At 48.0% G+C, this 25,060-nt stretch carries 20 protein-coding genes; 15 read left to right on the forward strand and 5 right to left on the reverse strand.

Going from position 1 to position 25,060, the window contains the following annotated elements; all coding sequences use genetic code 11:
• The first annotated feature begins 172 nt into the window (after positions 1 to 172).
• From DEU30_RS13660 to DEU30_RS06840, 3 genes are read left to right on the forward strand one after another with little or no spacing between them, the layout of a single operon-like run.
• Positions 173 to 853, forward strand: a complete 681-nt coding sequence (locus DEU30_RS13660; RefSeq protein WP_227016329.1) for a TonB-dependent receptor plug domain-containing protein — start codon at positions 173 to 175, stop codon at positions 851 to 853.
• A 39-nt stretch (positions 854 to 892) separates the two neighbouring features.
• Positions 893 to 2,713, forward strand: a complete 1,821-nt coding sequence (locus DEU30_RS06835) for a TonB-dependent receptor (RefSeq protein ID WP_227016328.1) — start codon at positions 893 to 895, stop codon at positions 2,711 to 2,713.
• Positions 2,714 to 2,742: 29 nt separating this feature from the next.
• On the forward strand, positions 2,743 to 4,551 hold the full coding sequence (locus DEU30_RS06840) for a phytase (protein WP_114981754.1): 1,809 nt from the start codon (positions 2,743 to 2,745) through the stop codon (positions 4,549 to 4,551).
• A gap of 42 nt (positions 4,552 to 4,593) precedes the next feature.
• On the opposite strand, the gene DEU30_RS06845 is transcribed toward DEU30_RS06840, so the two are convergent.
• A complete protein-coding gene (locus DEU30_RS06845) occupies positions 4,594 to 5,247 on the reverse strand; it encodes a class I SAM-dependent methyltransferase (protein ID WP_114981753.1) in 654 nt (217 codons plus the stop codon).
• A gap of 67 nt (positions 5,248 to 5,314) precedes the next feature.
• Between DEU30_RS06845 and DEU30_RS06850 the strand changes: the two genes are divergently transcribed.
• Positions 5,315 to 5,596 (forward strand): hypothetical protein, encoded by a 282-nt coding sequence (locus tag DEU30_RS06850; protein ID WP_114981752.1) that lies wholly within the window; start codon positions 5,315 to 5,317, stop codon positions 5,594 to 5,596.
• 240 nt (positions 5,597 to 5,836) lie between these two features.
• Positions 5,837 to 8,017: a catalase/peroxidase HPI gene (katG, locus tag DEU30_RS06855; RefSeq protein ID WP_114981751.1), complete on the forward strand. Its 2,181-nt coding sequence runs from the start codon at positions 5,837 to 5,839 to the stop codon at positions 8,015 to 8,017.
• A 92-nt stretch (positions 8,018 to 8,109) separates the two neighbouring features.
• On the opposite strand, the gene DEU30_RS06860 is transcribed toward katG, so the two are convergent.
• Both DEU30_RS06860 and DEU30_RS13665 read right to left on the reverse strand, forming a co-directional pair.
• Positions 8,110 to 9,393, reverse strand: coding sequence for a TonB-dependent receptor (locus DEU30_RS06860; RefSeq protein ID WP_243734117.1), 1,284 nt, complete (start codon positions 9,391 to 9,393; stop codon positions 8,110 to 8,112).
• A gap of 31 nt (positions 9,394 to 9,424) precedes the next feature.
• Positions 9,425 to 9,736, reverse strand: coding sequence for a hypothetical protein (locus DEU30_RS13665; protein WP_227016327.1), 312 nt, complete (start codon positions 9,734 to 9,736; stop codon positions 9,425 to 9,427).
• 198 nt (positions 9,737 to 9,934) lie between these two features.
• On the opposite strand from DEU30_RS13665, the gene DEU30_RS06865 reads away from it, so the two are divergent.
• On the forward strand, positions 9,935 to 10,609 hold the full coding sequence (locus tag DEU30_RS06865) for an SDR family oxidoreductase (RefSeq protein WP_034819103.1): 675 nt from the start codon (positions 9,935 to 9,937) through the stop codon (positions 10,607 to 10,609).
• 114 nt (positions 10,610 to 10,723) lie between these two features.
• A complete protein-coding gene (locus DEU30_RS06870) occupies positions 10,724 to 12,625 on the forward strand; it encodes a cytochrome c/FTR1 family iron permease (protein WP_114981750.1) in 1,902 nt (633 codons plus the stop codon).
• A gap of 114 nt (positions 12,626 to 12,739) precedes the next feature.
• Here the strand turns inward: DEU30_RS06870 and DEU30_RS06875 are convergent, their stop codons facing one another.
• The gene (locus DEU30_RS06875; RefSeq protein WP_114981749.1) at positions 12,740 to 14,794 is read right to left on the reverse strand and encodes a TonB-dependent receptor; all 2,055 of its coding nucleotides are present in this window, start codon (positions 14,792 to 14,794) and stop codon (positions 12,740 to 12,742) included.
• Positions 14,795 to 14,933: 139 nt separating this feature from the next.
• Between DEU30_RS06875 and DEU30_RS06880 the strand changes: the two genes are divergently transcribed.
• From DEU30_RS06880 to DEU30_RS06905, 6 genes are all read left to right on the forward strand, one after another.
• The gene (locus DEU30_RS06880) at positions 14,934 to 15,800 is read left to right on the forward strand and encodes an ABC transporter substrate-binding protein (protein ID WP_114981748.1); all 867 of its coding nucleotides are present in this window, start codon (positions 14,934 to 14,936) and stop codon (positions 15,798 to 15,800) included.
• A gap of 4 nt (positions 15,801 to 15,804) precedes the next feature.
• Positions 15,805 to 16,821 carry an iron ABC transporter permease gene (locus DEU30_RS06885; RefSeq protein ID WP_114981747.1) on the forward strand — a complete coding sequence of 339 codons (1,017 nt, stop codon included), beginning with the start codon at positions 15,805 to 15,807 and terminating at the stop codon, positions 16,819 to 16,821.
• Positions 16,814 to 17,590 (forward strand): ATP-binding cassette domain-containing protein, encoded by a 777-nt coding sequence (locus tag DEU30_RS06890; RefSeq protein ID WP_114981746.1) that lies wholly within the window; start codon positions 16,814 to 16,816, stop codon positions 17,588 to 17,590. Before DEU30_RS06885 ends, DEU30_RS06890 begins: the two co-directional genes overlap by 8 nt.
• Positions 17,591 to 17,603: 13 nt before the next feature.
• The gene (locus tag DEU30_RS06895; protein ID WP_114981745.1) at positions 17,604 to 18,338 is read left to right on the forward strand and encodes a DUF2470 domain-containing protein; all 735 of its coding nucleotides are present in this window, start codon (positions 17,604 to 17,606) and stop codon (positions 18,336 to 18,338) included.
• Positions 18,339 to 18,417: 79 nt separating this feature from the next.
• Complete coding sequence (locus tag DEU30_RS06900) at positions 18,418 to 19,482, forward strand: lysylphosphatidylglycerol synthase transmembrane domain-containing protein (RefSeq protein ID WP_034819095.1); 1,065 nt, start codon at positions 18,418 to 18,420, stop codon at positions 19,480 to 19,482.
• Complete coding sequence (locus DEU30_RS06905) at positions 19,479 to 21,698, forward strand: glycosyltransferase (RefSeq protein ID WP_114981744.1); 2,220 nt, start codon at positions 19,479 to 19,481, stop codon at positions 21,696 to 21,698. Before DEU30_RS06900 ends, DEU30_RS06905 begins: the two co-directional genes overlap by 4 nt.
• A 14-nt stretch (positions 21,699 to 21,712) precedes the next feature.
• Here DEU30_RS06905 and DEU30_RS06910 read toward each other — a convergent pair whose 3' ends face one another.
• Positions 21,713 to 22,168 (reverse strand): DUF3429 domain-containing protein, encoded by a 456-nt coding sequence (locus tag DEU30_RS06910; RefSeq protein WP_114981743.1) that lies wholly within the window; start codon positions 22,166 to 22,168, stop codon positions 21,713 to 21,715.
• 87 nt (positions 22,169 to 22,255) lie between these two features.
• On the opposite strand from DEU30_RS06910, the gene DEU30_RS06915 reads away from it, so the two are divergent.
• Positions 22,256 to 23,605, forward strand: coding sequence for a DASH family cryptochrome (locus DEU30_RS06915; RefSeq protein ID WP_114981742.1), 1,350 nt, complete (start codon positions 22,256 to 22,258; stop codon positions 23,603 to 23,605).
• Between the two features lie 2 nt (positions 23,606 to 23,607).
• Positions 23,608 to 25,056, forward strand: a complete 1,449-nt coding sequence (locus tag DEU30_RS06920) for a deoxyribodipyrimidine photo-lyase (protein ID WP_114981741.1) — start codon at positions 23,608 to 23,610, stop codon at positions 25,054 to 25,056.
• Positions 25,057 to 25,060 lie beyond the last annotated feature (4 nt).

Consider the following 25,060-nt stretch of genomic DNA (forward strand, 5'->3'; position numbering starts at 1 on the left):
AAAGACACTTTAACCTCCGGTTGTGACAGTTTGGTGACGCCGGTTTCGCTTTCTGAGCTTAACTGACCCGCATCAAAAGAGCTCATAAGCGGGCGATATGCATCCTCATATTGTCACTTTTTGCTTTTAAGGTATGTCGCATCAATCAAAAAACGACAGGGTTTGAATGATTATGAAAAAGACATATTTAGCTTGGCTTATTGCCGTTTCATGTGGTGCTACATCCCCACTTATGGCTCAGGAAGCGCAGGACCAGAGCGCAGATAAAACAGCCGAAGAAAAGCGCATTGAAGAGGTGCTTACTATTGGCTACAGCGACTCAATAAAACGTGCCGTGCAAGAGCAGCGAGAGTCCGGCGGTATTATCAATGTTCTGAAGAAAGATGACATGGGTAAGCTGCAGGACGACAGCGTTAGTGATGCGTTGCAGCGCATTCCTGGTCTATCTGTAGAACGCGACCAGGGTGAAGGACGCTTTATTCGCATTCGTGGTTTAGCCCCCGATTTAAACTCGGTTTCATACAATGGCACCTCGCTGGCCGCTCCTGAAGCCGGACGCCGAGCCGTGGCGCTAGATGTTATTCCGGCGGATTTGCTGGAATCGGTTGTGGTTAATAAAACCCTGACGCCTGATATCTCAGCAGGCAGTCTGGGCGGTAATATTGAACTGCAAAGCATGACGGCCTTTGACCGTGAGGGCTCGTTCTACTCTTTTACTGCTGATGTTGGTTATAACGAGCAGGCCAGCGAAACGAACCCAAAAGTTTCGGGTGTTGTCAGCAACACCTTTGATGTCGGCGATAAAGCGGACAGTTTTGGTATCGCCTTTGCCGGTAGTTATCAGGATCGCTAATTTACTACCGACAACGTTGAAACCGGCGGAAACTGGGACTTGGATGAACCGGGCCTGGAAGAGTTTGAGCAACGCGCCTATTCGGTTACCCGTGAGCGAACTGGCTTAGCCTTAAACCTGGACTATCGTCCTTCCGATGATTCTGAATTCTACCTGCGCTCGCTGTACAGTGAGTTTGCGGATACCGAAATTCGTCAGGGTATTGTGACTGAATTTTCTGATCCAATTGGCGCAGAAGCTAGTGCTGGCGGCGAAATTGTTCGTGAGCTTAAAGACCGTAAAGAAACCCAGGAAATTACAGCGATTGTGCTGGGCACTAAGCAGAAATTTGATGACTGGCATGTCACTTTGGAGGCAGGTACCAGTAAAGCCAGCGAAGATCAGCCTTTTGCTATTGGTGGAGCCAAGTTTACGCAGGAATTTGACGAAGGCCTGGGCTACTCAGGTCTGAAACGCTTGCAACTGAACGCGCCAGATACGGCATATCAGGCGTCAGAATATGAAATTGATGAAGTGGAAGTGAGTGACGCCTACACCGAAGAGACTGAAAAGAACGTTAAGCTGGATGTGGCTTATGACTGGTTACAACCCAGCTATCAGGTCACTTTTAAAGGCGGTGTTAAGTTAAGCCAACGCGAAAAGTCCGCAGAAGAAAACATCTTTATTATGGAAGACTTTGCTGACCTGGGTGTTACCGGATTAACGCTTGCTGACTACGAAACGTCGTCAAATGTTGAGTACGGTCTGGATCGATTTGGCCCCGGCGCTTCCGCCGGCAAACTTTGGGACATGATTAATACCTTCGAGTTACAAAACTTCCGGGATGAAGTTGAATCGAGAATCGCCTCTTACGAAATTGATGAAGACATCAGTGCCGGTTACCTGATGGCCGACATGGGCTTCGGTAAGTGGCAGGTTATTGCTGGCGCACGTTATGAACATGAGGAGCGCACCGGGCGCGGTAACCGTTATGACGACGAACTGGAAACCTTTACACCAGTTTCGGATAAATTCAGCGATGCAAACTGGCTTCCTAGTGTGGTGACGCGCTACGACTTAAGTAATGACACTATTATTCGTGCGGCCTACAGCACCGGTCTTGTCAGACCTAACTTTGAACAGGTTAGATCCAGCTATTACCTGGAAAATGACGATGGCGACCTGAAAGCTGAATTCGGTAACCCGGATCTTGAACCATTAACCACGCAGAACCTCGATTTTGGTATTGAGCATTACGATGAAACCTTGGGTGTTATTTCCGCCATGGCCTTTTACAAAGACATTAAAAACTTTGTCTATGAAGCCGATGTTGCCGGTCGCCCGGGTTACGAAAACTTCGATGAAGCCGTCACTTATATCAACGGTGATGACGCTTACGTCTACGGTTTAGAAGTCAACTTTGTGCATCAGGTGTCTGGTTTTAATAACTGGCTGGATAACTTCTTAATCAATACCAACCTGACTTTCACTGACTCGGAAGCAACGGTTGACTGGATTGACGATGGTCAGCTTGTGTCACGCGACATTACGCTGCCGAGCCAGTCTGATACCACAGCAAACTTTGCGCTTGGCTACGAAGTTTATGATGTCAGCTTACGTTTGGCAGCGAACTATAAGTCAAAGTATCTGGCTGAGCTTGGTGACGTTGAAGACAGCCGTTACGACATTTACGAAGACGACAATCTGACTCTGGACTTTTCCGCGAAATGGCTCATTAACGACCATGTCAGCCTGAGCTTTGCGGCCAACAACATTACCGATGAACCCTACTATGTTTACACCGGCCAGAAGCGATACAACGCACAGTACGAAAGCTATGGCCGCAGCTTCACTCTGGGTGTGCAGCTAATTAACTGGTAACACGGAATAACGGTATTTAAAGGATAACCATGAGAAATAAAATGATTTTAAGCGCGGTAGCATCAAGTTTGATGCTACTTGCCGCTTGCGGTACGTCAGCGACAGAGACCAATGTTCGTCATAAAGTCGCAGTAGATAATGACTATCTGAAAGTTACTGCTGATGGACTAAGCCTGGGCGATAAACGCGTTGCCGAAGGCGATTTTTTCCACCTGCGGACTCTGCCGTTAAGTAACGGTGAAACCCTGATTGGCGCAATGGAGGGCAACACTCAGGAGCTTATTCTCTGGCGTGCCAGCGGCAAAGCTATACAGCCGGTGTGGAAGGGCGAAATTACCAGCCGCGTGGTAGAGGATATCTGCTTTTACGAGAGCTACGAAAACCAGCAGCTGTCTGTATTTCTGCTTGGCAGCCGTGGCGGTGCAGAACAGCGATTGTTAAAGCAGGACGAAAAGTGGCTAAAAGAGCCGCTGGTTATACGTAATATGAACGTACCTTTTGATAGCACGGCTTGTGTTGTATCGAATGCGGAACAAAAGCTGTATGTTGCCGAAGCGGATCAGGCTGTGTGGGCGTATAACGCAGAGCCGGAAGTTGATCAGGGGCGCGACTTAATTGCGGCAGCCAAACCTTTTGGTGTTATTGAAGGCGAAGTGAAAGCGCTGGAGCTGCTTGATGACGGCAGTTTGCTGGTGCTTGAAGAAGAGCCGCCGCGGTTGCTGGTGTATCGTCAGAATGAGCAGGGTTTTAAGTTTGATAAAGCCTTTGCAATTGACGACGCTGAAGCTTTAACCGATGTGTCTGATTTAGGAAATGGCGAGCTATTGCTGACAGAAGAAGACATGACCGCAACGAGCAAGCTGACAATTGATACTCTGGAGTCAAAACAGCGTTCGGTTAAAAAGCCGGTGTCTCAGGTTGAGGCAACACTGCAGACTGAACCCTCACCGTTACGCGGAGATGCAATTGATGATCCTGCTGTTTGGGTACATCCGGAAGCCCCTGAGAAAAGCCGCATTTTGGCTACAGACAAGCGCACAGGTCTCTATGTTTATGACATGTCCGGTAACATTGTTCAGGAACTCCCTGTAGGCCGGCTGAATAATGTCGATGTCCGTGGCTCCTGGGCAGTTGCTTCCTTGCGTGACAATAACAGCCTGCAATTGTTTGATATTAACGCAGACGGAAAGCTTTCGGTTGGTACTAATGCGCTTACCGATATTGACGAAATTTACGGTCTTTGCATGGGCTACAATGAGTCGACAGAACAGACCTCCGTTTATGTAAACGGCAAATCCGGCGTTATTCAGCAGTTTGTTATAAGCAACGACGGCAAGATGGAAAAAGTTAGAGAGTTAAGCGTTCCTTCTCAGCCTGAAGGTTGTGTTGTCGATGATAAAACGCAACGTTTATTCGTTGGTGAAGAGGACGTTGCAGTATGGTTATTTGATGCTGCAGCGGATGGTTCAACCTCCGGTGAAGCCATTATTAATGTTGACCAACATGAAGAGCTGGTTGACGACATTGAAGGTGTTACCTTCGCAAATGTCGATGGCAGAGATTTATTGTTTGTCTCAAGTCAGGGCAACGACAGTTACATTGTGTTTGAAGGGCAGGCGCCCTGGTCGTTGCTTTCGCATTTTCGTATTCGCACCAATACCGAGTTAGCTATTGATGGCGCATCAGAAACTGACGGTATTGACGTAACAACTCGGTCTTTGGGTAAAGGGTTTGAGCAAGGCGCGTTTATGGTTCAGGACGGACGTAACCGTATGCCGGAAGCGGGTCAGAACCTTAAACTGGTGCCGTTAGAGAATATTCTTAAAACCATTAAGTAAGTAGTTACTTCTTACACACTTACTGACAAAGCCGTCCGGTAGTTAACGCTGCCGGGCGTCCGCTGGTTTTCGGAAAAAAATAACCCGGTCATTGATTATTTCAAGTTCTAACCGGAAATGCCGGGCTATCCACTGTATGGTTTTTGGTGTGTAAAAGCTGATATGGGTGGGATCCCCTTTGTAGCTCCACAGGTTAAAGTCGTCAGCCGTTTCTTTTGTGAACATGCAGGTCATTACTCCCAGCCAGCCGCCGGGTTTGACCAGGCCAATTAACTGCGCCCAGCTTTTATCAGGCTCCCGAAAGTGTTCTGCGACTTCGGTGCAGGTGACAAAGTCGTACTGACAACTCAGCTGACCGGTATCCGGCGCGTAATAGATGTCATAAACAGACATCTTCATCCCCTTTTCTTCAAGCATCAAATTCAATGTCGGACCCGGGCCGGAGCCAAAATCGAGCCCCTCCATACCCGGAGACAGTTTATCAAGTAAAGGGGTTGCCAGGTTATTTAAAAACTTACGGTAGCCAACATCGTTTGGGCCATTTTCATGATAGTCGTAAATGAGCTTCTCTTCGGCTTGAGACAGCAGGGTGTCAGGGTCTGCGAAAATAAGATCGCACTCCGTGCAGCGAAAATACGGACGCTTTTTATCTGCACAAAAAGGCTTGGATATTGAGGAACATAGAGTACATTGCATGGGGGTATGCTACCTCAGGGATTTAGAGTAAGCTAGTTTTTGAGCACATGGAAAAGGAGAATGGACATTGTATAAACATATATTTTTTATTGCATCGGTTTTGTTGTTGTCAGCGTGCGGTGCGACTAAGCCTGAACCTTATGAAAAAGATGTCAGCCCTGAAAATAGGGAGAAATACAGCGGCGCTGAAGGTATGGAGCAATATCAGAAAGATCAAAGCTATATCATGAATAAGGAACTCGCTGACAAGTGCGCGTCGGCGAAGATGGAGCTCCTTATTGCAGAGTCGGAAGAGAACACCAAAGAAATGGAAAAGCAAAAAGAGATAATAGAAGATACCTGTGTGTAAAAAACCAGAAGGAAGCTGCTGTGTCTGCAACCTCAAATGCAGCGGCTTGTATCAATGTTCATTCCAAATTACTAAACACTTGCCTTAAAGTAACCGGCATTCCGATCTTTCCCGCGATTTGTCGTGTATCTATAAAACCTATCAAAGCAAACGAAATCTTACCTTTGAGTAAATAACCGGGCGTTGCTATAACTTACATAACGAATATTCAAATTGAGCACAGAAAATAAGGAAGGCTAAATGACTAAATCAAGTGGTGGCGGTAAATGCCCTATCATGCACGGCAGCATGACCTCTGAGAAAAAGACGAACACCCACTGGTGGCCAAACTCGCTGAAGCTGGAAATTCTGCGTCAGCACGACACCAAAGCGAATCCAATGGATGATGACTTTAACTATGCAGAAGAATTCAAGAAGATCAATTTAGAAGAGTTAAAGCAAGACCTCAAAGATCTCATGACCGACAGCCAAGAGTGGTGGCCGGCAGATTGGGGTCACTATGGTGGCTTAATGATTCGTATGGCCTGGCACTCGGCCGGTTCTTATCGTTTAGCCGATGGTCGCGGTGGCGGCGGTACGGGTAACCAACGCTTTGCGCCGTTAAACAGCTGGCCGGATAACGTAAGCTTAGACAAAGCGCGTCGCTTATTGTGGCCAATTAAGAAAAAGTACGGCAACAAATTGTCCTGGGCCGATCTATTCATTCTGGCCGGTAATATGGCTTATGAATCGATGGGTCTTAAAACCTTTGGTTTTGCCGGCGGCCGTGAGGACATTTGGCACCCTGAAGAAGACACTTACTGGGGTAGCGAGAAAGAATGGCTGGCGGAAACTAAAAACCGTTACAGTTCAGATGAAGAGCGTGATTCACTGGAGAACCCACTGGCTGCAGTACAAATGGGCTTAATTTACGTGAACCCGGAAGGCGTTGACGGCAACCCTGACCCGCTTCGCACCGCAAAAGACGTACGCGAAACCTTTAAACGCATGGCAATGAACGATGAAGAAACCTGTGCGTTAACTGCGGGCGGTCATACTGTGGGTAAGTGTCACGGTAATGGTAAAGAAGAAAACTTAGGCCCAGAGCCGGAAGCTGCAGATGTTGAAGAGCAGGGCATGGGCTGGCGCAACAGTGGTGGCAAAGGCGTTGGTCGTGACACCATGAGCAGTGGTATTGAAGGTGCCTGGACGACAAACCCGACCCAATGGGATAACGGTTACTTCTACCTGCTGTTTAATTACGAGTGGGAGCTGAAGAAAAGCCCGGCTGGTGCGTGGCAGTGGGAGCCTATCGACATTAAAGAGGAAGATAAACCGGTCGATGTGGAAGATCCGTCCATTCGTCATAACCCCATTATGACTGACGCTGATATGGCGATGAAAATGGATCCGGACTATCGCAAAATTGCGGAGAAGTTCTACAAAGACCCAGAGTACTTTGCTGACGTATTCGCCCGCGCCTGGTTTAAACTGACGCACCGCGATTTAGGTCCAAAAGACCGCTACTTAGGTGCCGATGTGCCGGAAGAAGACCTGATTTGGCAGGACCCAATTCCGAAAGTGGACTACACCTTAAGCGAACAAGAAATTGCTGATTTAAAAGAGAAGTTATTAAACACAGAGTTAACGTCTTACGAGCTGATTTCTACCGCATGGGACAGCGCACGTAACTTCCGTTGCTCAGATTTCCGTGGCGGCGCCAATGGTGCTCGTATTCGTTTAGCGCCGCAAAAAGACTGGCACGGTAACGAGCCGGAAAAACTGCACAAAGTCCTTCGTGTACTGGAAGAGCTGCAGTCGACGCTGGACAAGAAAGTGAGTTTAGCGGACCTGATTGTTTTAGGTGGTACGGCAGCGGTTGAGAAAGCCGCAAAAGATGCCGGTTATAACGTAACGGTTCCATTTGCGCCGGGCCGTGGTGATGCAACCGACGAACAGACCGATGTGGAGAGCTTTGAGCCTTTAGAGCCATTGCATGACGGTTACCGTAACTATCTGAAAAAAGATTACGCGGTACCGGCCGAAGAACTGATGCTGGATCGCACCCATTTGATGGGATTAACGGCGCCAGAAATGACGGTTCTTGTCGGTGGTATGCGCGCTTTAGGCGCTAACTACGGTGAGTCTGAGCACGGTGTATTCACTGACCGTGTCGGTACGTTAACCAACGACTTTTTCGTTAATCTGACCGACATGAACAATGTCTGGAAGAAAGCGGATGACCACTACGAAGTTCGTGACCGCAAAACTGACGAACTGAAGTGGACAGCAAGCCGCATTGACTTAGTCTTCGGTTCAAACTCTATACTGCGCTCGTATTCAGAGCTGTACGCTCAGGACGACAATCAGGAGAAGTTTGTTAAAGACTTTGTGAAAGCCTGGACTAAGGTAATGAACGCAGACCGCTTTGATTTAGCTTAATGCAGAGTTAGCTGGTTAATCAGAAGGGGCGCTTACTATTAAGCGCCCCTTTTTTATAGCGGATTCAGTTTACTGGGCATGCTTTTAGGCTATTAAAACTCAGCCTCGAAACCAACACCAACCACTCTTGGTGCGCCGAATATTGCGTACGGGAGATCCGGGCGAGTGTATTCGATGTAGCCTTTGTCGAAAATGTTGTTCGCAAAAATATAGGCCGACCAGTCGAACTTGTCATAACTGATCTTGGCGTTAACTAAGGTGCGTGATGACACTCTGTTATCTGTAGCGCGGGTTGCCATGTTCATGGAGTCGCGATAGTTAGCGTTTACATTCACCGTCCAGTCGCGGGCAGGGTATAAATTTACGCCTAAAGCGGCCGTATGTTTGGGGGCATAGATAAATTCTGTTCCTGAAAAGTTTCGGACCTGAGCCCCGGCAATGGCTTCAAACTGATCGTACTGGGTTCTGGAGTAAGAATACGACCCGTACCAATCCAGGTATGAATTGACGTATTGGCGCGCTTCAAGCTCAACCCCGTACAAGTGCGCCTTGCCAGCATTCACTGTATGGTTATCAAAACTGTTAAGGCCGAATTCAGCGCTGACTTGTTTATCTTCCCAGTCAATATAATAAAGGTTGCTGCTGACAAAAAGCTTGTTGTCTAACAGCTGACTGCGCCAGGATAGCTCGTAGTTGGTGGTGAATTCCGGGTCGTAAGCGAAGACTTCGGCACGCGCTATATTGTACGAGCTACCACCGGAACGGTAGGCTCGCTGTACCGTTAAAGCCAGCGAATCGTTGTTATCGTAGTCCCAGCGCACCGCCAGCTTCGGCAAAAAGGCATTAAAGTCGCGGGTACTTTCGGGAACACTGTTACCTGCGCGGTCAACTAGGTTCAGTACTTCCTGATTGATGCCGCTGATAATGCCATGAGATGCGGTGCCGGGCTCGCCGTAATTTGTTGGGTCGGGTAAGGTTCCGGCAAATTCAGCTTCAGTTAAAGACTCGTAAGTATAACGCTCGGTGTCGTAACGAAAACCAGCAATAAGTGCTACCTCGTCGGCTAAAGCATACTCAACGTCGGCAAATAAAGCCTGGTTGGTTGAACGGTCGGCAACATCATTACCGTAATCAACAGGAATAGACGGCAGCGCCTGTGAATAACTGTTAGCAAACTGAGTGGCGGTAGCCTCGTCTAATCCCATATTTTGTAATGCGCTGACAATAGTTGCTACTGGTGTTGCGACACCGCCCAGTTGGTTATCAACGCTGTCTTTCTGACGATCAGACCAGTACCATCCGAGCAGCCCATGAAAATCGGGGTAGTCAAAGTGTAACCGTAATTCCTGAGAACGATTTTGATAGTCGTGATCCATTCTGCCGTACTGATTATCTTCTGCTATTAAATCAATATCGTATAAGCGCAGGGAGTCCGAATCGGATTGGGACGTGACGGACGATAACGCTGTTGTCTATGATATTGCCAAGGTCGAGCAAGTTTTCCTGATCAATTTTTTGTGCCGTTGTTACGGCGACACTACTGGTGGTTTCTGACAGTGAGCGCTCGCGTTTTTCACCCTGAACTTTAATAATTTCCAGCCCGTCTTTTTGCGACTGAACCATAGCGTCTTCTGCTGAAACAAGGGGAGGGGTAAAAGCAGCTCCAACAAAAATGAATGCACATAAGCCTGTTATTATTCTTTCATTTTTTCCGGTCACTTTTTTGTTCTCCTTGGTTTCGCTTGTGAGTCAGCTTTAATAAGAACGTTACTTTAATGTAAATGCGAATCAGTATCAATATCATGTTTGTTTTTTCTTCGAAAGGGTATAAAGCGCAGTGCGTTATTATCCGTTGTTGATCGCTAAGCGAAATGAAAGAGTACAATAGAATTAGAAACACGAACTTAAGGAGGAAGTATGTCCAAAGTATTATTGATAACAGGTGCCTCAAGCGGCATTGGTGAAGCTACAGCCCGAAAAGCGGCGAAAGAGGGATTAAAGCTGATATTAACGGCGCGCCGGAAAGAAAAACTGGATGCGCTGGTTAAGGAGTTTGGTGCGGATAATGCTATTGGTGTCGCTGCTGATGCCGGAAATTATGACCAGCTAGCCGAGGCTGTAAAGCAGGGCGTAGATAAGTTTGGTCAGCTGGATGCGGTATTCGCTAACGCCGGAACCGGGGTTTCGACCGCTGGAACAGAAGAGGGCGACCCGGACGAGTGGAAGTCTATGGTGGATGTGAATATCAATGGTCTTCTGTACACGGCTAAATTGACTTTGCCGCATTTACGTAAAACCACCGGTCACTTTTTAATGACAGGCTCTGCCGCCGGGCGAATTACGCTAAAAGGTTCGGTTTATGGTGCGACTAAGTGGTTCGTTCATGGCTTTGCCCAGAACCTGGCCGAAGAAATGAAAGAGTGGAACGGCCGCTGCACAACCATAGCACCGGGTATGGTCAATACGCCGTTCTTCGACGAACCTAAGCCGGACAAACTGGCTCCTGAAGATGTTGCCGATGCGGTATTGTATTCAATCAATGCGAATCCGCGTAATTGTGTGCGCGAAGTGTTCTTAATGCCGGCGTATTGATTTAGCTCAGATTAAGAGACTTTAAAGACAAACAACAATAGTTATCATTTAATACTTCTCAAGGTTCCTGTATAATTTTAAGCCTGATTATGACATGAGCCTTGAGGAGTACTCGTGTTTTCCCGATTCTTTTTCCCTATTGCCTTAATAGGCACATTACTTTTCTCCGGTCAGGCTTTGGCCAGTTCTTCAGCGGATACTCAAAGTTCTGACATGCGTCAGTTATTGCAGCTGGCGGAATACGTTGGCGTAGATTATTCCGAAGCGGTAGCCAATGGTGAAGTCATTAATCCCGATGAATACAGCGAAATGACTGAGTTCGCCGGCCTTATTGGTGAAAAGACTGAACAGGCGCCGCAGGCGGTGCAAGCTGAAATGCGTCAGTTGGTGAACAAGCTCAAGCAGCTGATTCATGATAAAGCTGACCCGGAAGCGGTGGTTACGCTAACCAGTGAGCTAAGAGACACATTGCTGTCGGCTTTGCCAAAGCTAAGCCTCCCGTCAAAGCTGGCAAGCGAAAAGCACGTTGAGCAGTTATTTCAACAAAACTGCTCAGCCTGTCATGGCGCTGCCGGTCAGGGTGATGGCCCTGGTGCTACCGGGCTGGAGCCTGCCCCCACTAATTTTACCGACCGTGAACGCGCCAATAACCGCTCATTACTTGGGTTGTTTGACGCTGTTTCCGATGGCATCGACGGCACGGCAATGGCGTCTTTTAGCCATTTAAGTGAAGAAGAGCGGTGGGCGTTGACCTTTTACGTGGGCAGTCTGGCGTTTAATAACAGTGCCGACTCTGAGCAGAAGGTGGCGCTGAGCGAGTTGATTAATTACAGCCCGAATACCTTATTGCAGCGCGGCATTTCGTCTAACGCTATTGATTACTCGCGCACTCACGCTCGTGATTACTTTTCTGAAAGCTCAGTAAACAGTCCTATTGCAATTGCCCGCACAACCCTTGGCCAGGCTTTAAAGGCGTACCAACAAGACAATTATAGCGAAGCTAAGCGGTTGGCTATTTCGGCGTATCTCGATGGTTTCGAGTTAGCTGAAAACTCCCTTAATGCCAAAGCTCCGGAGCTAATGCGAACCATAGAACGTGACATGATGGCGTTGCGTGGGGTTATCAGTAAACCCGGCAAGCTGCAGCAGGTAGAGCAAATGACAGCACAGTTGCAACAGGAACTGGACGTCGCGGCGAATACGCTGTCAGAAGATAAGCTGTCAGAATCCGCATTGTTTGCCGCAAGCGCCGTTATTCTGTTACGCGAAGGGCTTGAAGCTTTACTCATTGTGCTGGCAATTGGCACAGTGCTGGCGCGCTCCGGGCGCAAAGACGGCCTGCGTTATGTGCACGCCGGATGGATCACGGCACTAATTGCGGGTGTCGGCACCTGGCTGGTGGCGGAATACTTCATCAGCATTAGTGGTGCCAGCCGCGAGATTATTGAAGGTGGGGCGGCGTTGCTGGCCGCTGTCATATTGTTTTATGTGGGTTACTGGATGCACAGCAAAACCCAGTCGCAGCAGTGGCAACGCTTTATTCATGAAAAAGTGCAGACTCAGCTAAAGCAGGGCGCTTTATGGGGTCTTGCCGGTCTTGCCTTTTTAGCTGTGTATCGAGAAGTGTTTGAAACCGTATTGTTCTATCAGTCTTTATTGTTGCAGGCGCAGGACAATGGCAGCAGTGTCGCCTACGGTTTTGTCTTTGGCCTGGTGGTTCTGGCGGTAGTGGCCTGGGCTGTCATTAAATACTCAGTCAAACTGCCAATGAATACGTTTTTCAAGTTCACAACGTACATCATTCTGGCTCTGGTCTTTGTTTTGCTGGGCAAAGGCATTAGCGCCCTGCAGGAAGCTGCCTGGTTTAGTCATACGGCGTTTCCAGTGGATGTAACCTTCGACTGGCTGGGTATTTACGCCAGCTGGGAGACCTTAGGTGCGCAATTGGTGTATTTGATTCTTGTGATGGCTTTATTTAAACGGCAGGTTTCATCAAAATTGAATAAAGTCGTCTAAAAACTGTCATATTTAATCTTTAACATGCACCACAACTTAACATTGTTTGGTTATACTCCCTGGTTAAGTTTTTATGCCCCCAATATTTGGGGGCTTTTTTTTGGCTGTTTTAGACTAAAAAGTGTATTTCACCTGCACCCCAAACGAACGTCCGGGCTGACTGTACTGTTCCGTAGAGGCTTCGCTCTGAAGTCCTGCCACGCTCTGGTAGGGCACATAATATTTATCTGTTAAGTTACGCGCCGCAAGGTTAACTTGCCAGTTTGTCAGTGTGATACCTGCCAGCACATCAACGGTTGCGTAGCCCGGTGTTTGAATAGATTCATCGGTTGGAACGCGACTCATGCTATCTACTGCGGTAACAACGCCGCGTACATACCAGTCATTGCCGTGGTAACCCACTGAAGCATTACCGGAAAGCGGTGACAGAGTGGTCAGGTAGTCGTCTGTTGTTTCATCCTTGCCGGTTGTGTAGGCCACTGAAGAAGCTAATTGAATGTTGTCATTCAGCCAGTGAGTCACTGAGGCTTCAACGCCTTTTATTGTCACTTCGTCTTTATTAACATACTGGTACTCAACGCGATCCACACCCGGAATGTAGGTGGGACTGGTTCCGACGACCTGAGTATCGATAAAGTCGTCAAACTTGCTGTAAAAGGCTGACAGATTCCAGCGAGTGCTGTTGTCCGCAAATTTCAGGCCGGTTTCCAGTGAACGGCTGCTCTCAGGATCTAAGTCGGGATTAGGCAATATGGCATAAAAAGGTTCGATGCCGTGGTTCTGATACGCCTGATCATGAGGTGGAATTTTAAAGCCTTCGGCGTATTGAACGTATCCTCGAATATCATTTGAGAAAGTGTATATAGCCGCCAGTTTAGGTGACAGAGCCGTTTCACGTATATCACTTAATAGCGACATATCGTAGAGTGCATTGTCCTGAGGCGTCATGCGGTAATGGTCGATACGGACACCGGCAATGAATTTAAGCGGCATATTTTTCAGTTGGATATTGTCCTGCAGTAAGGTGCCGTCTGCTGCGGTGCGGGTTTTAAAGCGTGGTCGTTCCGTGTCGTAGTAGTCAACATCGAACCCAAATACCAGGTCTTGTTCCACTTGGTTGCCGGACAACAGGGTTTCGCCCTGCCAGCGAGCACCAATAATACGTTGTTCAAAGCCGTAATCGTTATTGTCGATATAAGGACCGCTTTGATCTGCGCCTTGCACTATCTGGTCACTGTTTTGCTCGTAGTGACTCAAATACAACTGCCAGTGCTGAGTATCGGTCAGCCAGTTGCTGTTATTATTGAGATAGTCGATGGAAAAGGCGGTTTGTTTGTCTTCATCTTCGGTTTGCTCCGGCGGCTCCTGCAACTGCTCATTGTTTTGCTGGTAGTGGTCCAGAGTAAACTTAAGTTCATTGTTATTCTCAAGCGCGATAGCCCATTTCGCCAGCACACCGACACTGTCGTAATCAAACTCCGGCAACGACTGTTCATAGTTCTGGGTTTCGTTTCCTTTGCGGGCGGTGAGCTGAATGGATGCCTGTGACCCAGAAAACTGTTTTGCCGCCTGCACACCTAAACTGCGTTCGTCTGCAATGCTATCGAAACCCGCCTGCAGGGAAAGTGCGTTTGAATCACCCTGTAGCATATCGTCAGGGTCTGGCGTTGTCAGAACAATAACCCCACCCAATCCGTCTGAGCCGTAAAGTGGCGATGCTGCGGCCTTAGCGACTTCAACCTGACTCAATTGTGAGACGTCCAGGTAACCCCGGCCGACCAGATACCCTCCACCGCCGGCATAGGCATCGTTTAAGCGTCGGCCGTCTTTAATGTAGACCACCCGGTTACCGCCAATACCACGTATTGACAGGGTTTGTGCCTGACCCTGGCTGCCGGTTGAACTGATGCTGGGGTCATAACGAAAAATATCCGACAGACTGTTACTAACCTGAATATCGATTTCCTCGGCTGTCACCACACTGACTGCACCGGCAACATCCTCCAGTTTTTCTTTACTGCGGGAGCCGGTTACTACCAGTATTTCATCGGTTTCCAGCGTGGGTTTTGCCAAGTCAGCTGCGTAAACAGTGGTTTGTAAGGTAGCGAAAATGGCTGTCGCCAATAAGCTTTTTGCAAAGCTGTGAGTTGTCTTATGTCCTTTATTCACTTTTCATCTCCAATCCTGATTAACATGTCGTATGAAAAAATCAATAAGATCTAAACGAAAATGATTTGCATTTGCAAGTGAAGGTTACTATTTTTGATTTAGGACAAAAAAGAAAATCTAATTCAGGAGTTTGATTGTGATGACAGGACGACAGTTTCTGGTTCATGCCGGAGCCGCTTTTCTATTGTTGTTTTCGTGGTTCGGCCAGGCTGAAGATACGCTGGATACAGACGTTAACCAATTAATAACCGCAGGCGGAACTTTAACCGACATCGTGTTTGCGCTGAATAAAGACGACAACCTGATTGGCGTAGATACTTCCAGTACCTCGCCTGCGGCTGTTAACCGGTTACCGAAGGTTGGTTACTACCGTAATTTATCCGCTGAGGGCGTTCTGAGTTTTGAGCCTGAACACCTGTGGGTGCTTGAAGGCGGCGGTAGCGATAAAGTGTTGCAGCAAATTGAGGGGGCCGGAGTTTCTGTGGTTGTATTTGATAAGCCGACGTCGCTTCAGGAGCTGTACGAGCTAATTGAAAACATGGCGGATCGCTTCGGTGCGCAAGCCGAAGGAAAGCAGGTGATTGCCGGTATCAAGTCGGATTTGACGACGACTAGCTCGCGTAAAGAGCCTTTGAAGGCTCTGTTCGTTCTGCAGGCGTCAGAGCGAGGCGTGGTGGCAGCCGGGACGGATACAGTACCGGATTTGCTTTTCAGTTACTCCGATATTAACAACGTGTTTTCTCACGTCGGATTCAAGACCGTTTCTACTGAATATTTACTGGCAGAACAGCCTGACTTTTTAGTTGCTCCTGAGCACGTGGTTAAAAGCCACGGCAGTAAAGAAGCGTTTTGTCAGGCGCAGGCACTTAAGCTACTGGAAGCCGGAAAAAACTGCCGGGTTTTGGTTATGGATTCGTTGCTGGCGCTGGGTATGACAACCCGCATTGCAGAGGCGCAACGAGTGGTTGCTGAGTTTGCCAATGAATTAGCGGCGGGCCGGGAGTAAGACTATGCCGCTTGAACGTCGCTATTGGTTACTCGTCGGTGTTATGGGTATTGCTGTCAGCAGCGTTCTGTTGCTTTCCAGCGGACCGGTGATGTCGGACTGGCGGTTGCCCTTTATCTGGTTACCGGGAGTCTTGTCTGAAGCTACTGATATCCAAAAGACGGTATTAATCGATATTCGGTTACCCCGGTTGGTTTTAGGACTAATGGTGGGCGCGGTGTTGGCGCAGAGTGGTACTGCAATGCAAACCTTGTGTCGTAATCCGCTGGCTGATCCCGGGCTCATTGGTATTTCGGGGGGAGCGGCTGTATTCGCACTGGCAGTTATTGCCTTAGGTCCCGAGTTCGGGTTACAGGGACAGCTTTGGGTTTCCGGCGCGGCTTTTATCGGCGCTCTGCTGACCACCTTTGTGGTTTACCATTTGGCTGGTGGGCGTTCCGGAGTTCATGTTGCCACCTTACTGCTGGCAGGTGTTGCCATCAATGCGCTGGCCGGTTCCATTCTCGGGTTGCTCAGCTACTACGCTAACGATGACGCCCTGAGGCTTATGAGTTTCTGGCAGATGGGCTCTCTGGCCGGAGCCGACTGGCAACAGTTACCACTTGGCTTTTTGTTTATGGGCGTTAGCTGCGTTGCACTCTTTATTCACCGCCGGGCAATTAACACTCTGCTTTTAGGTGAACGACAAGCGCGTTACCTGGGCGTTAATGTCGGCACTCTGAAGCGTCGGATAATTTTTTTCGTTGCACTTGGTGTAGGCGGAGCTGTTGCCTTAACCGGCATGATTGGCTTTATCGGACTGATTATTCCCCACATTGCACGAATGCTGGTTGGCGCTAATGTGCGCTGGTTAATGCCGGTATCCATGTTGTTTGGCGCAGCCATTTTAGTGCTTACCGACTGGTTGGCAAAAACTCTGGTTGCTCCGGCGGAATTACCTATTGGCATTATTACAGCGGCTATCGGCGCGCCATTTTTTATTTATTTGCTTATGAAGCAACGACGGAGGTTTTATGCTTGATATCGATGTGTCGAATCTATCTATTGGTCGGCAGCAAGTGTTAACGTCACTGAACCTAAGTTTAGAAGCCCACCAATTTGTTGCCATTGTCGGCGAAAACGGTGCGGGTAAGTCCACCTTTTTAAATATGTTAGCAGGGGAGCTTCCTTATAACGGTTCTATTTACTTAAATGGAAGAGAACTGAACTCGTGGGATGCTTTGAAACTGGCGCCGATAAGAGCGGTTATGGAGCAGCACCAGGCCGCGCCTGAAGGGTTATCGGTTAAGGAACTGGTGGCCATGGGGCGATATTGGTCACAGGAGGGTGATGCCGATGCGGAGCAACGCGCAACCCAATGGTTAAGCCGCTTTGATTTAGCCCCAATGGGTGAGCGTGGCATTGAAACCTTGTCTGGTGGTGAACAACAGCGGGCACATTTAGCCCGGTGTTTATGCCAGTTAGATAAAGATTTGCCTGGCGAACAATTGTTGCTTTTGGATGAGCCGACCTCCGCACTGGATGTGTATCATCAACATGCGGTGTTGCATGAAATTAAGTCGTTCAGCCAAAAAGGCAACCTGGTTCTGTCGGTTATGCACGATTTAAATCTGGCTTCTTTGTATGCCGATCAAGTCATTGTTTTAGGCAATAACTGTATTCAGCATGTTGACAGCCCCGAGAGTGTTTTTCGGGAAGACATTCTGGAAAGAACCTATCGTACACCGGTGCACGTCAGCTCGCACCCGAGCTTTTTAAAGCCAATGATTTTCACCGAGCCAAGACATTAAGGAGTATTTTATAATGAATGAACGAATAAAAGCGGCGCGAGAAGCGCGAGTACTAGCGCAAAATAACGATACCGCTGTTCTGTCCACTATCTCAAAGAAGTTACTGGGATATCCGTTCGGTTCGGTATCACCGTTTATGCTTTCTGCAGAAGGTCAGGTCATATTTTATGTGTCTGATATTGCCCAGCATGCCCGTAATTTATCAGTAGATAACCGTTTAAGTATTACCGTGTTCGATGCGGCTGAAAGCGGTGACCAGAATACTCACGGGCGACTGACGTTAACGGGAAATGCTCGGTTTTTAGTGGATGAGTCTTTAGGGGAGTTGTACTTTCAGCGTTTCCCCGACGCTTTAAGTTATCGCAATGCTCATGACTTTAAATTTTGGCAAATGGACGTTGAGCATATTCGGTACATTGGTGGCTTCGGCAAAATTTTCTGGATAAACCCTGCTGAATGGCTGCTGCTTGAACCCCAATGGAATTCGGCAGACGCATTGCAGATGATCCAGCATATGAATGATGACCATGCTGACGCTTGTGGCCTTATTTTGCGCCACCAGAAAGTGGAGTTCAGGAACTATGCAGGTAGCGTCAAAATGAGCAGTATTTATCCGGACGGGTTCCATCTAATTGCCGATGAACGCAGTGTTTTTATTCCTTTTGAAACGGACTGTGTGACCTCTGGTGAGGTCAGAAAGCAACTAGTGAAAATGACTCATGACGCACGGCAGTCGGCGGCTGCGTAATGTAAGGTTTTTGACATCCCTTCCCAGCAACTCCATAATCCTTAATCTTTAGGCTTTGTGGGGAGTAAACGGCAGCAAGATGGCAGCTTCAGCGGAAGAAGAAAAACAATACAAAGCCTCGTGGAAACGCTTAACGCTATTTAGTGTGTTATTTGTTTTACTCACGGCTGCCGGATTTTACGCCATTTATGACCACTTTTCCGGCCGCAGTCTTACCTTCGATTTTCGTTTGTTTGCCCCTGAAGTTTTAAGTGCCGCAGTCTTGCTGTTACTGGTTTACTTCGCCGCCGACGGTTTGCGGCTTTACTACACTTTGCGCGCTCTGGGTTACCGTATTCCTAAAAAAGCCATGGCTAAACTGGTCTTTATTAATATCTTTTTCTCCAATATTACCCCTATGGCCACCGGTGGCGGTTTCGCGCAGGTTTGGTTCTTACACGAGCACGGCGTGCCTATTGGGCGGGCGACCGCTGCCACTACTATTCGTACGGTGTTGGCTATTTTCTTTATTTTTTCGCTGACGCCGGTGTTCTTGCTGGTGCTGGAGCCACTGCAGAACAAAGCTATTATTGGTGAAATTGGTACGGCTCTTGCCGTTTTCATTGTGCTTTATCTGCTCTTCTTCGCGGTGGTTTTGTTGCGGGCACATTGGTTAATTGGGCCGCTAAGCTATTTATGTAAAGCGGTGCATAAGCTGCAACTGATTAGTCCTGAGCGTCATCTGCGCTGGCAATACAAAACTCGCCGCGAAATGCTGCGTTTCTCCCGGAGTTTTTCGGAGTATTGTCGCGGCTCTAAGGTGGCTATTGCGCTGTCGGTATTGTCCACCGTCATTTTTCTGCTCAGCTTATTCAGTTTTCCCGCGCTGCTAATGTGGGGTTTAGGATACGACGTTGATTACCTCGTCAGCCTGGGACTGCTGGTGGTTACCACCTTTATCATGTATTTCGCGCCAACGCCCGGTGCTTCGGGAATTTCCGAAGGTGTGTTTGGTAGCTTTTTTAATGACATTTTAGCCAATAATCATTTACTGTTAGTCACCTTTAGCTGGCGCTTCTTAACCATTTATCTTGGTATGTTATTGGGACTCTTTATTTTACAGCGCTACTTAGTTCAGTCGGCTAAAGTGCAGGGCATACAATGAATAAAACCAAGTTACTGAAAGTCCTGTTTTACCTCAACATTGCGGTTGTGGTTGGGCTTATTGGCTATAAAATTTATTTGAACCTGGTGACTTCTGAATTTGAGGCGGAGCATACCGAACAGCTCTCAGACATTAGTGCCCGGCTGGAAGGACAGGACAGTTACAGCTTTGCTGTAGTGGGTAATATCAATAATTCGGTTGGTATTTTCGAGCGTCGCATTATTCCTATGTTGAACGACACCGACATTGATTTTTTAGTGTCTGCGGGGAATGCTGTGAGCAGTGGAGGAGAAGACAAATACCGGGCAATAAAAGGTACTCTGTCGCGGCTGGATATGCCGTATTTACTGACCTTCGGTAACAATGAGTATGAAGAGTTTGGCAGCTTCCGCTTTTATGACCATTACGGTCCGCATTTTTTCAGTTTTACTGCCGATGACAGCCGCTTTATTTTCTTAGACAGCACCGGGAAAACGCCATGGCAATGGCAGTTGCGCTGGTTAACTGACATTCTTAAAGCCGACGATTCAAAGCATCGCTTTGTTTTTATTGGTCACCCACCTTTAGAGCCGGAAGAAGAGTTCTTTTTAGCCCAGGAGGACGATTTCCTGCAACCTCTGGAGTTTCGTCATGCGCTACTGCAGACAATAAGCAACTTCGGTGTCGATCGCGTATTTTCATCCAATATCTCTATTTACTCAGAGCGTGAGCACAACGGTATTCCCTATATCACTACCGGTGGTGCGGGTGGTCTGGTACTGAATCAGGATGAAAGCTTTTATCATTATGTGAAAGTAACAGTGAATGCCGATGGCTCGGTTGAGCACTCTGTTGAAGAGCTGGAAATTGGTCAGCACCCCATTCTGAAACAGCTGGAAAGCCTGTGGTTCTTTATTCATTCGTTATTTTACGTGGGCTACCTGAATTTTATTCTGCTGGTGAGTCTGTTCCTGGTTATCAGTACCAAATTGTACAACGCGGTATTCGTCGGTAAAGATTACTACCCCGACTACGATATTGACCCGCAGCCCTGGTTCAAAAAGCCGTTGCGCGTGGCCATGTTCACGAATAACTATCTGCCTTTTATCGGTGGTGTGCCAATTTCTATCGAGCGCCTGCGTCTGGGATTAGTTAAGCTCAAAGATAAGGTATTGGTTGTTGCGCCGCGCTATCAGCAAAGTAGTGAAAAAGAAGAGCATGTGGTGCGTATGCCGTCGCTGTTTTCTTTTGGTGAAAAGAGTGAGTTTCAGTTTGCCAATATTTTCTCCGGTGCCGTGCGTAAAAAGGTTAAAGCCTTTAAACCGGATATTATTCACGTTCACCATCCGTTCTGGATAGGTTCGCTTGGGGTCTTTATTGCGCGCCGCCTGAAAGTGCCGGTGGTTTATACTTATCACACGCGGCTAGAACATTATGCGCACTTTGTGTTTTTACCCGGTTCGTTGTTCCGCAATATTATTGCGCACTTTTTGGTGCGTCGCTTTGCCAACAAATGCGACGGCGTAATTGTGCCGACACAGTCGACCGAAGAATACCTGCGCATGATAGGGGTTAAGAAGCCTACCTTTGTACAGCCAACAGGTATTGAGTTTGAGCGTTTCCAGCAAGTTGACGACAAGCAAATAGAGGAGCTGCGCCAGCAACAAAAGCTAGGGGATGAAACGGTATTTGTTAGTGTGTCCCGGTTGTCGAATGAGAAAAATATCGACTTTATGATAGAGGCGGTGGCGCAACTGAAAGATCAAACCGATAAGCCGTTCCGCTTGCTGATTGTGGGCGACGGTCATCAACGCCACCGGTTACAGGAACGCATCGATAACATGAAACTCCAGCAGTACATTACTCTGGTAGGCTCAGTTCCGCCTGAGCAAATGGCCGCCTGGTATCAGCTAGGAGACGCTTTCCTATTTGCCTCGCAGTCAGAAACTCAGGGCATGGTCATTCTGGAAGCTATGGCTGCGGGCTTACCCGTGGTTGCGGTGCGCTCTAGCGGTATCGACGATGTTGTTGAAGACGGGCATAACGGTTTTAAGACACCGGCTAAGCAGGCTTTATGGTGTGAGCGGGTGAAACAGTTACTGGATGACGAGGCGTTACGCCAGAGCCTGGCAGAAAATGCTCTGGCTTTTGCCCGTGATTATTCGGTGGAAAAATTCAGTGATGACGTACGCCATATTTACGCGGAAACTCTGGCTCGGTATCACGAGAAAAAATAGCGCTGCAGCTAGCGCTACAAAATGTGGTTACCAAAGACCAGTAATTGGCAGACGATGACAATGGTCGTTAATAACACCCGTATACGGTAGTAGCCCATATAAGCTGTCATAGCCGAACTGCGAGCCAGCTTTTGTTCAAAGTACAGAACCAAGGCAAAGCCCACCATCTGCATACCTAATGACCAGGCCGGTGCGTTAATTAAAATTGTGAACCAGGCCGCTAAAGCGAAAACATTGCTTAATAACAGTAAACCTGTGGTTTTTTCGCTTTCCGCGCGGTGCAGGGCCCGGCCCCATAGAGTACCGCCCAGAAAACTGAGAATAACAGCGCCGTAAGTAATTAAAAACTCTAAAGGTGAAATTCCCCACCAGGTTCCTGTATGCATTATAGCCGCAAGCGACGATGCCAGAAAGGGAATAAGCCCTAAAAAGCCCAGAGTATAAATTAGCCAGTTTTTACCTTTGTTCATAAAAAATGAGTCCACCAGAAGTCAGTTATTATTATTTTACGGTCATTGTTCAATTTACGTTTAGTCCAATTCTAAATGACTTACGTAATGAATACTAAACAACAACTCGTATTCATTATGGCAGATTATCGGTTAGGCCTATTTGTATTTCGGAATGATCTCAGGGTTGAAGACAACTTGGCGCTTTATGAAGCCGCGCAGCGCAGTGAAACACTTATCTGCTGCTTTTGTTTTAATCCGACACAGAATAAGTATGGTCATTATGGTATTCCGGCAATGGGTAAACATCGTTTTACCTTTTTGCAGCAGAGCTTAAAGCAACTGCGAACCGAGCTGGAAATGCGTGGACAAAAACTCATTGTTTTGACCGGGACATTTGACCGAATTTTAACCGAACTCATTTCCGAACGTCAGGTGGATGCGATATTCCTGAGCCAGCATCAGGGTTACTATGAACGGCTTCAACTGGGTTTGCTGCAGCAACGGTTTCCGTTTCTGCCTTTTCATGAAACACCAAACAACACCTTGTTTTCAGAGCAGGAACTGCCGTTTGAGCTAGCGGACTTGCCGGAAACCTTTTCTCAGTTTCGGAAAAAAGTAGAGCCGTTGAGCCGTAACTTTTCGGTGCAGCCGGTAAACGCTTTGCCTTCATTACCGAAGAACATCAGTTATCCGGGGTTCAAGGCTGAAACTCTGAATGAATTGGCGTCAGATGACTTTGAAGGTGGAGAAAGAGCCGCCTTAACGCATTTAACAAGCTACTTTTCTGGTGAGTCTGCCGGTACTTATAAACAAACACGAAATGCCTTAGACGACTTTTCGAGTTCGACTAAGTTTTCGCCCTGGCTTGCGCAGGGTTGTCTTTCTGTCCGGCAAATAATGGCGGCGTTAAGGGCGTATGAAACAGAGTTTGGTGAGAATGAATCCAGCTACTGGATAAGTTTTGAATTATTGTGGCGCGAGTACTTCTTCTGGTACGCACTGAAGCACGGGAAACGCCTGTTCGCTTTTTCCGGCCTCTCCGGTAAGTCACCCAAAACCAGCTTTTATTCTGAAAGGTTTCAGAAATGGTGCTCTGGCAATACGCCGTATCCTATAGTTAACGCCTGCATGAAGCAGTTGAATGCCACCGGTTATATGTCGAACCGGGGGCGCCAACTGGTTGCCAGTTGTTTTGTGCACGAGCTGAGTCTGGACTGGCGCTACGGCGCTGCCTATTTTGAACAGCAGCTGATTGATTACGATGTTTCCTCCAACTGGGGCAACTGGCAGTATCTGGCGGGTTTGGGAGCCGACCCCAGAGGGCATCGTCAGTTTAACCTGGAAAAGCAGACCGAACGCTACGACCCGGATAATGAGTTTATTGAGCGCTGGGCCGGCGACTTGTCCGGGCAGCCCATAGACAGCGTTGATGCCGCAGACTGGCCGGTGCAGTGAACATGAGTCGCACTGCAGTAGTTTGGTTAAAACGCGATTTGCGACTCTCCGACCATGATGCGTTAGCTGCGGCGCTGAAGCATCATGACTCGGTTTTGCTGTGGTACAACTTTGAACCGATGTTGCTAGATGACCCGCATTACGACATGCGGCACTGGCGCTTTGTCTGGCAAAGCCTTTGTGACATGAACGAGCAGCTAAAACCCTATGGTGTAAATCTGCATATTTCCTGCGGTGATATTTTAGAGCAGTTGCAGCGCATACAGAATAAACTTGGCAGCATTGAGCTGTATAGCTACCAGGAAATTGGCTTAATTAATACCTACCAGCGTGACAAGCAGGTTTCCAGGTTTTGCCGTGAGCAAAACATAAACTGGCACGAGTCTTCCTATGGTGCGGTCATCAGGGCGGCTCGTTCGCGTTCGAACTGGCGTAAAAACTGGAACCGAGTGATGCGGCTTGAGTCTGAAACGCTCGATTTAACAAGAATTATTGCCAGTCCTTTTGAGCTTTACCGTGCGCCCGCAGAGTGGCAGGCGCATGACCCGTTGTTTCAAAAGGGTGGAGAACTGGAAGCACGACGGACGTTGTTATCGTTTTTTGAAGGCCGGGGAAAACTGTACAGTGTGAATATTTCCAAACCGGGATTAAGCCGCGAGAGTTGCAGCCGACTTTCTGCGTACCTTGCCTGGGGTAATTTAAGTCTACGGCAGGTGTACCAGTATTGTTTAACCTACTGGCAGACACCCGGCTGGAGAAAACCGCTGCGGGCGCTGGTTTCTCGCTTGCACTGGCATTGTCACTTTATTCAAAAGTTTGAAAGTGAGATAAGTCAGCAGCTTAAGCCTATTAACCGCGGTTATGAGACCTTGCCGTTTCGGAAGGATGAATCAGTTGCTCAGCATTTAGAGGCCTGGAAACAGGGTAGAACGGGCTACCCGCTGGTGGATGCCTGTATGCGCTGCCTGATTAAAACGGGTTACATTAACTTCAGAATGCGCGCTATGTTGGTGAGTTTTTTGTGTCATTATCTGGCAATAGACTGGCGTCTGGGGGCTGATTATCTAGCGTCACTTTTCCTCGACTTTGAGCCGGGCATTCATTATCCCCAGTTTCAAATGCAGGCGGGCGTGACCGGCATTAATACCGTGCGCATATACAACCCGACAAAACAGGCTCTTGAACAGGATGCCGAGGGTACTTTTATACGAACCTGGCTGCCTGAGCTTGCCGAACTGCCGAATGAGTTGCTAATAGAACCCTGGCAGTTGACGCCCTTGGAATCGGCCATGTTCGATATTGAGCTGGGCACCGATTACCCGTATCCGATCGTCGACAAAGACGAATATCGTGGGACCATGAGTAAAAACCTTTGGGACTGGCGCAAGAGCTCTCTTGTTCAATTAGAAAATAAAAGAATACTGAGCCGACACGTTGATCGCTCAGGTTAGAGAG

The sequence above is a fragment of the Idiomarina sp. 017G genome (genome assembly GCF_004362265.1).
GTDB classification, from domain to species: Bacteria; Pseudomonadota; Gammaproteobacteria; order Enterobacterales; family Alteromonadaceae; genus Idiomarina; species Idiomarina loihiensis.

Excerpts from the sequence above, each read along its gene's own strand:
- DEU30_RS06880 (WP_114981748.1), top strand. The coding sequence starts at position 14,934 with ATGACAGGACGACAGTTTCTGGTTCATGCCGGAGCCGCTTTTCTATTG.
- DEU30_RS06895 (WP_114981745.1), top strand. The coding sequence starts at position 17,604 with ATGAATGAACGAATAAAAGCGGCGCGAGAAGCGCGAGTACTAGCGCAA.
- DEU30_RS06840 (WP_114981754.1), top strand. The coding sequence starts at position 2,743 with ATGAGAAATAAAATGATTTTAAGCGCGGTAGCATCAAGTTTGATGCTA.
- katG (WP_114981751.1), top strand. The coding sequence starts at position 5,837 with ATGACTAAATCAAGTGGTGGCGGTAAATGCCCTATCATGCACGGCAGC.
- DEU30_RS06865 (WP_034819103.1), top strand. The coding sequence starts at position 9,935 with ATGTCCAAAGTATTATTGATAACAGGTGCCTCAAGCGGCATTGGTGAA.
- DEU30_RS06910 (WP_114981743.1), bottom strand. The coding sequence starts at position 22,168 with ATGAACAAAGGTAAAAACTGGCTAATTTATACTCTGGGCTTTTTAGGG.
- DEU30_RS13660 (WP_227016329.1), top strand. The coding sequence starts at position 173 with ATGAAAAAGACATATTTAGCTTGGCTTATTGCCGTTTCATGTGGTGCT.
- DEU30_RS06905 (WP_114981744.1), top strand. The coding sequence starts at position 19,479 with ATGAATAAAACCAAGTTACTGAAAGTCCTGTTTTACCTCAACATTGCG.
- DEU30_RS06920 (WP_114981741.1), top strand. The coding sequence starts at position 23,608 with ATGAGTCGCACTGCAGTAGTTTGGTTAAAACGCGATTTGCGACTCTCC.
- DEU30_RS06860 (WP_243734117.1), bottom strand. The coding sequence starts at position 9,393 with ATGGATCACGACTATCAAAATCGTTCTCAGGAATTACGGTTACACTTT.
- DEU30_RS06885 (WP_114981747.1), top strand. The coding sequence starts at position 15,805 with ATGCCGCTTGAACGTCGCTATTGGTTACTCGTCGGTGTTATGGGTATT.
- DEU30_RS06900 (WP_034819095.1), top strand. The coding sequence starts at position 18,418 with ATGGCAGCTTCAGCGGAAGAAGAAAAACAATACAAAGCCTCGTGGAAA.
- DEU30_RS06890 (WP_114981746.1), top strand. The coding sequence starts at position 16,814 with ATGCTTGATATCGATGTGTCGAATCTATCTATTGGTCGGCAGCAAGTG.
- DEU30_RS06845 (WP_114981753.1), bottom strand. The coding sequence starts at position 5,247 with ATGCAATGTACTCTATGTTCCTCAATATCCAAGCCTTTTTGTGCAGAT.
- DEU30_RS06915 (WP_114981742.1), top strand. The coding sequence starts at position 22,256 with ATGAATACTAAACAACAACTCGTATTCATTATGGCAGATTATCGGTTA.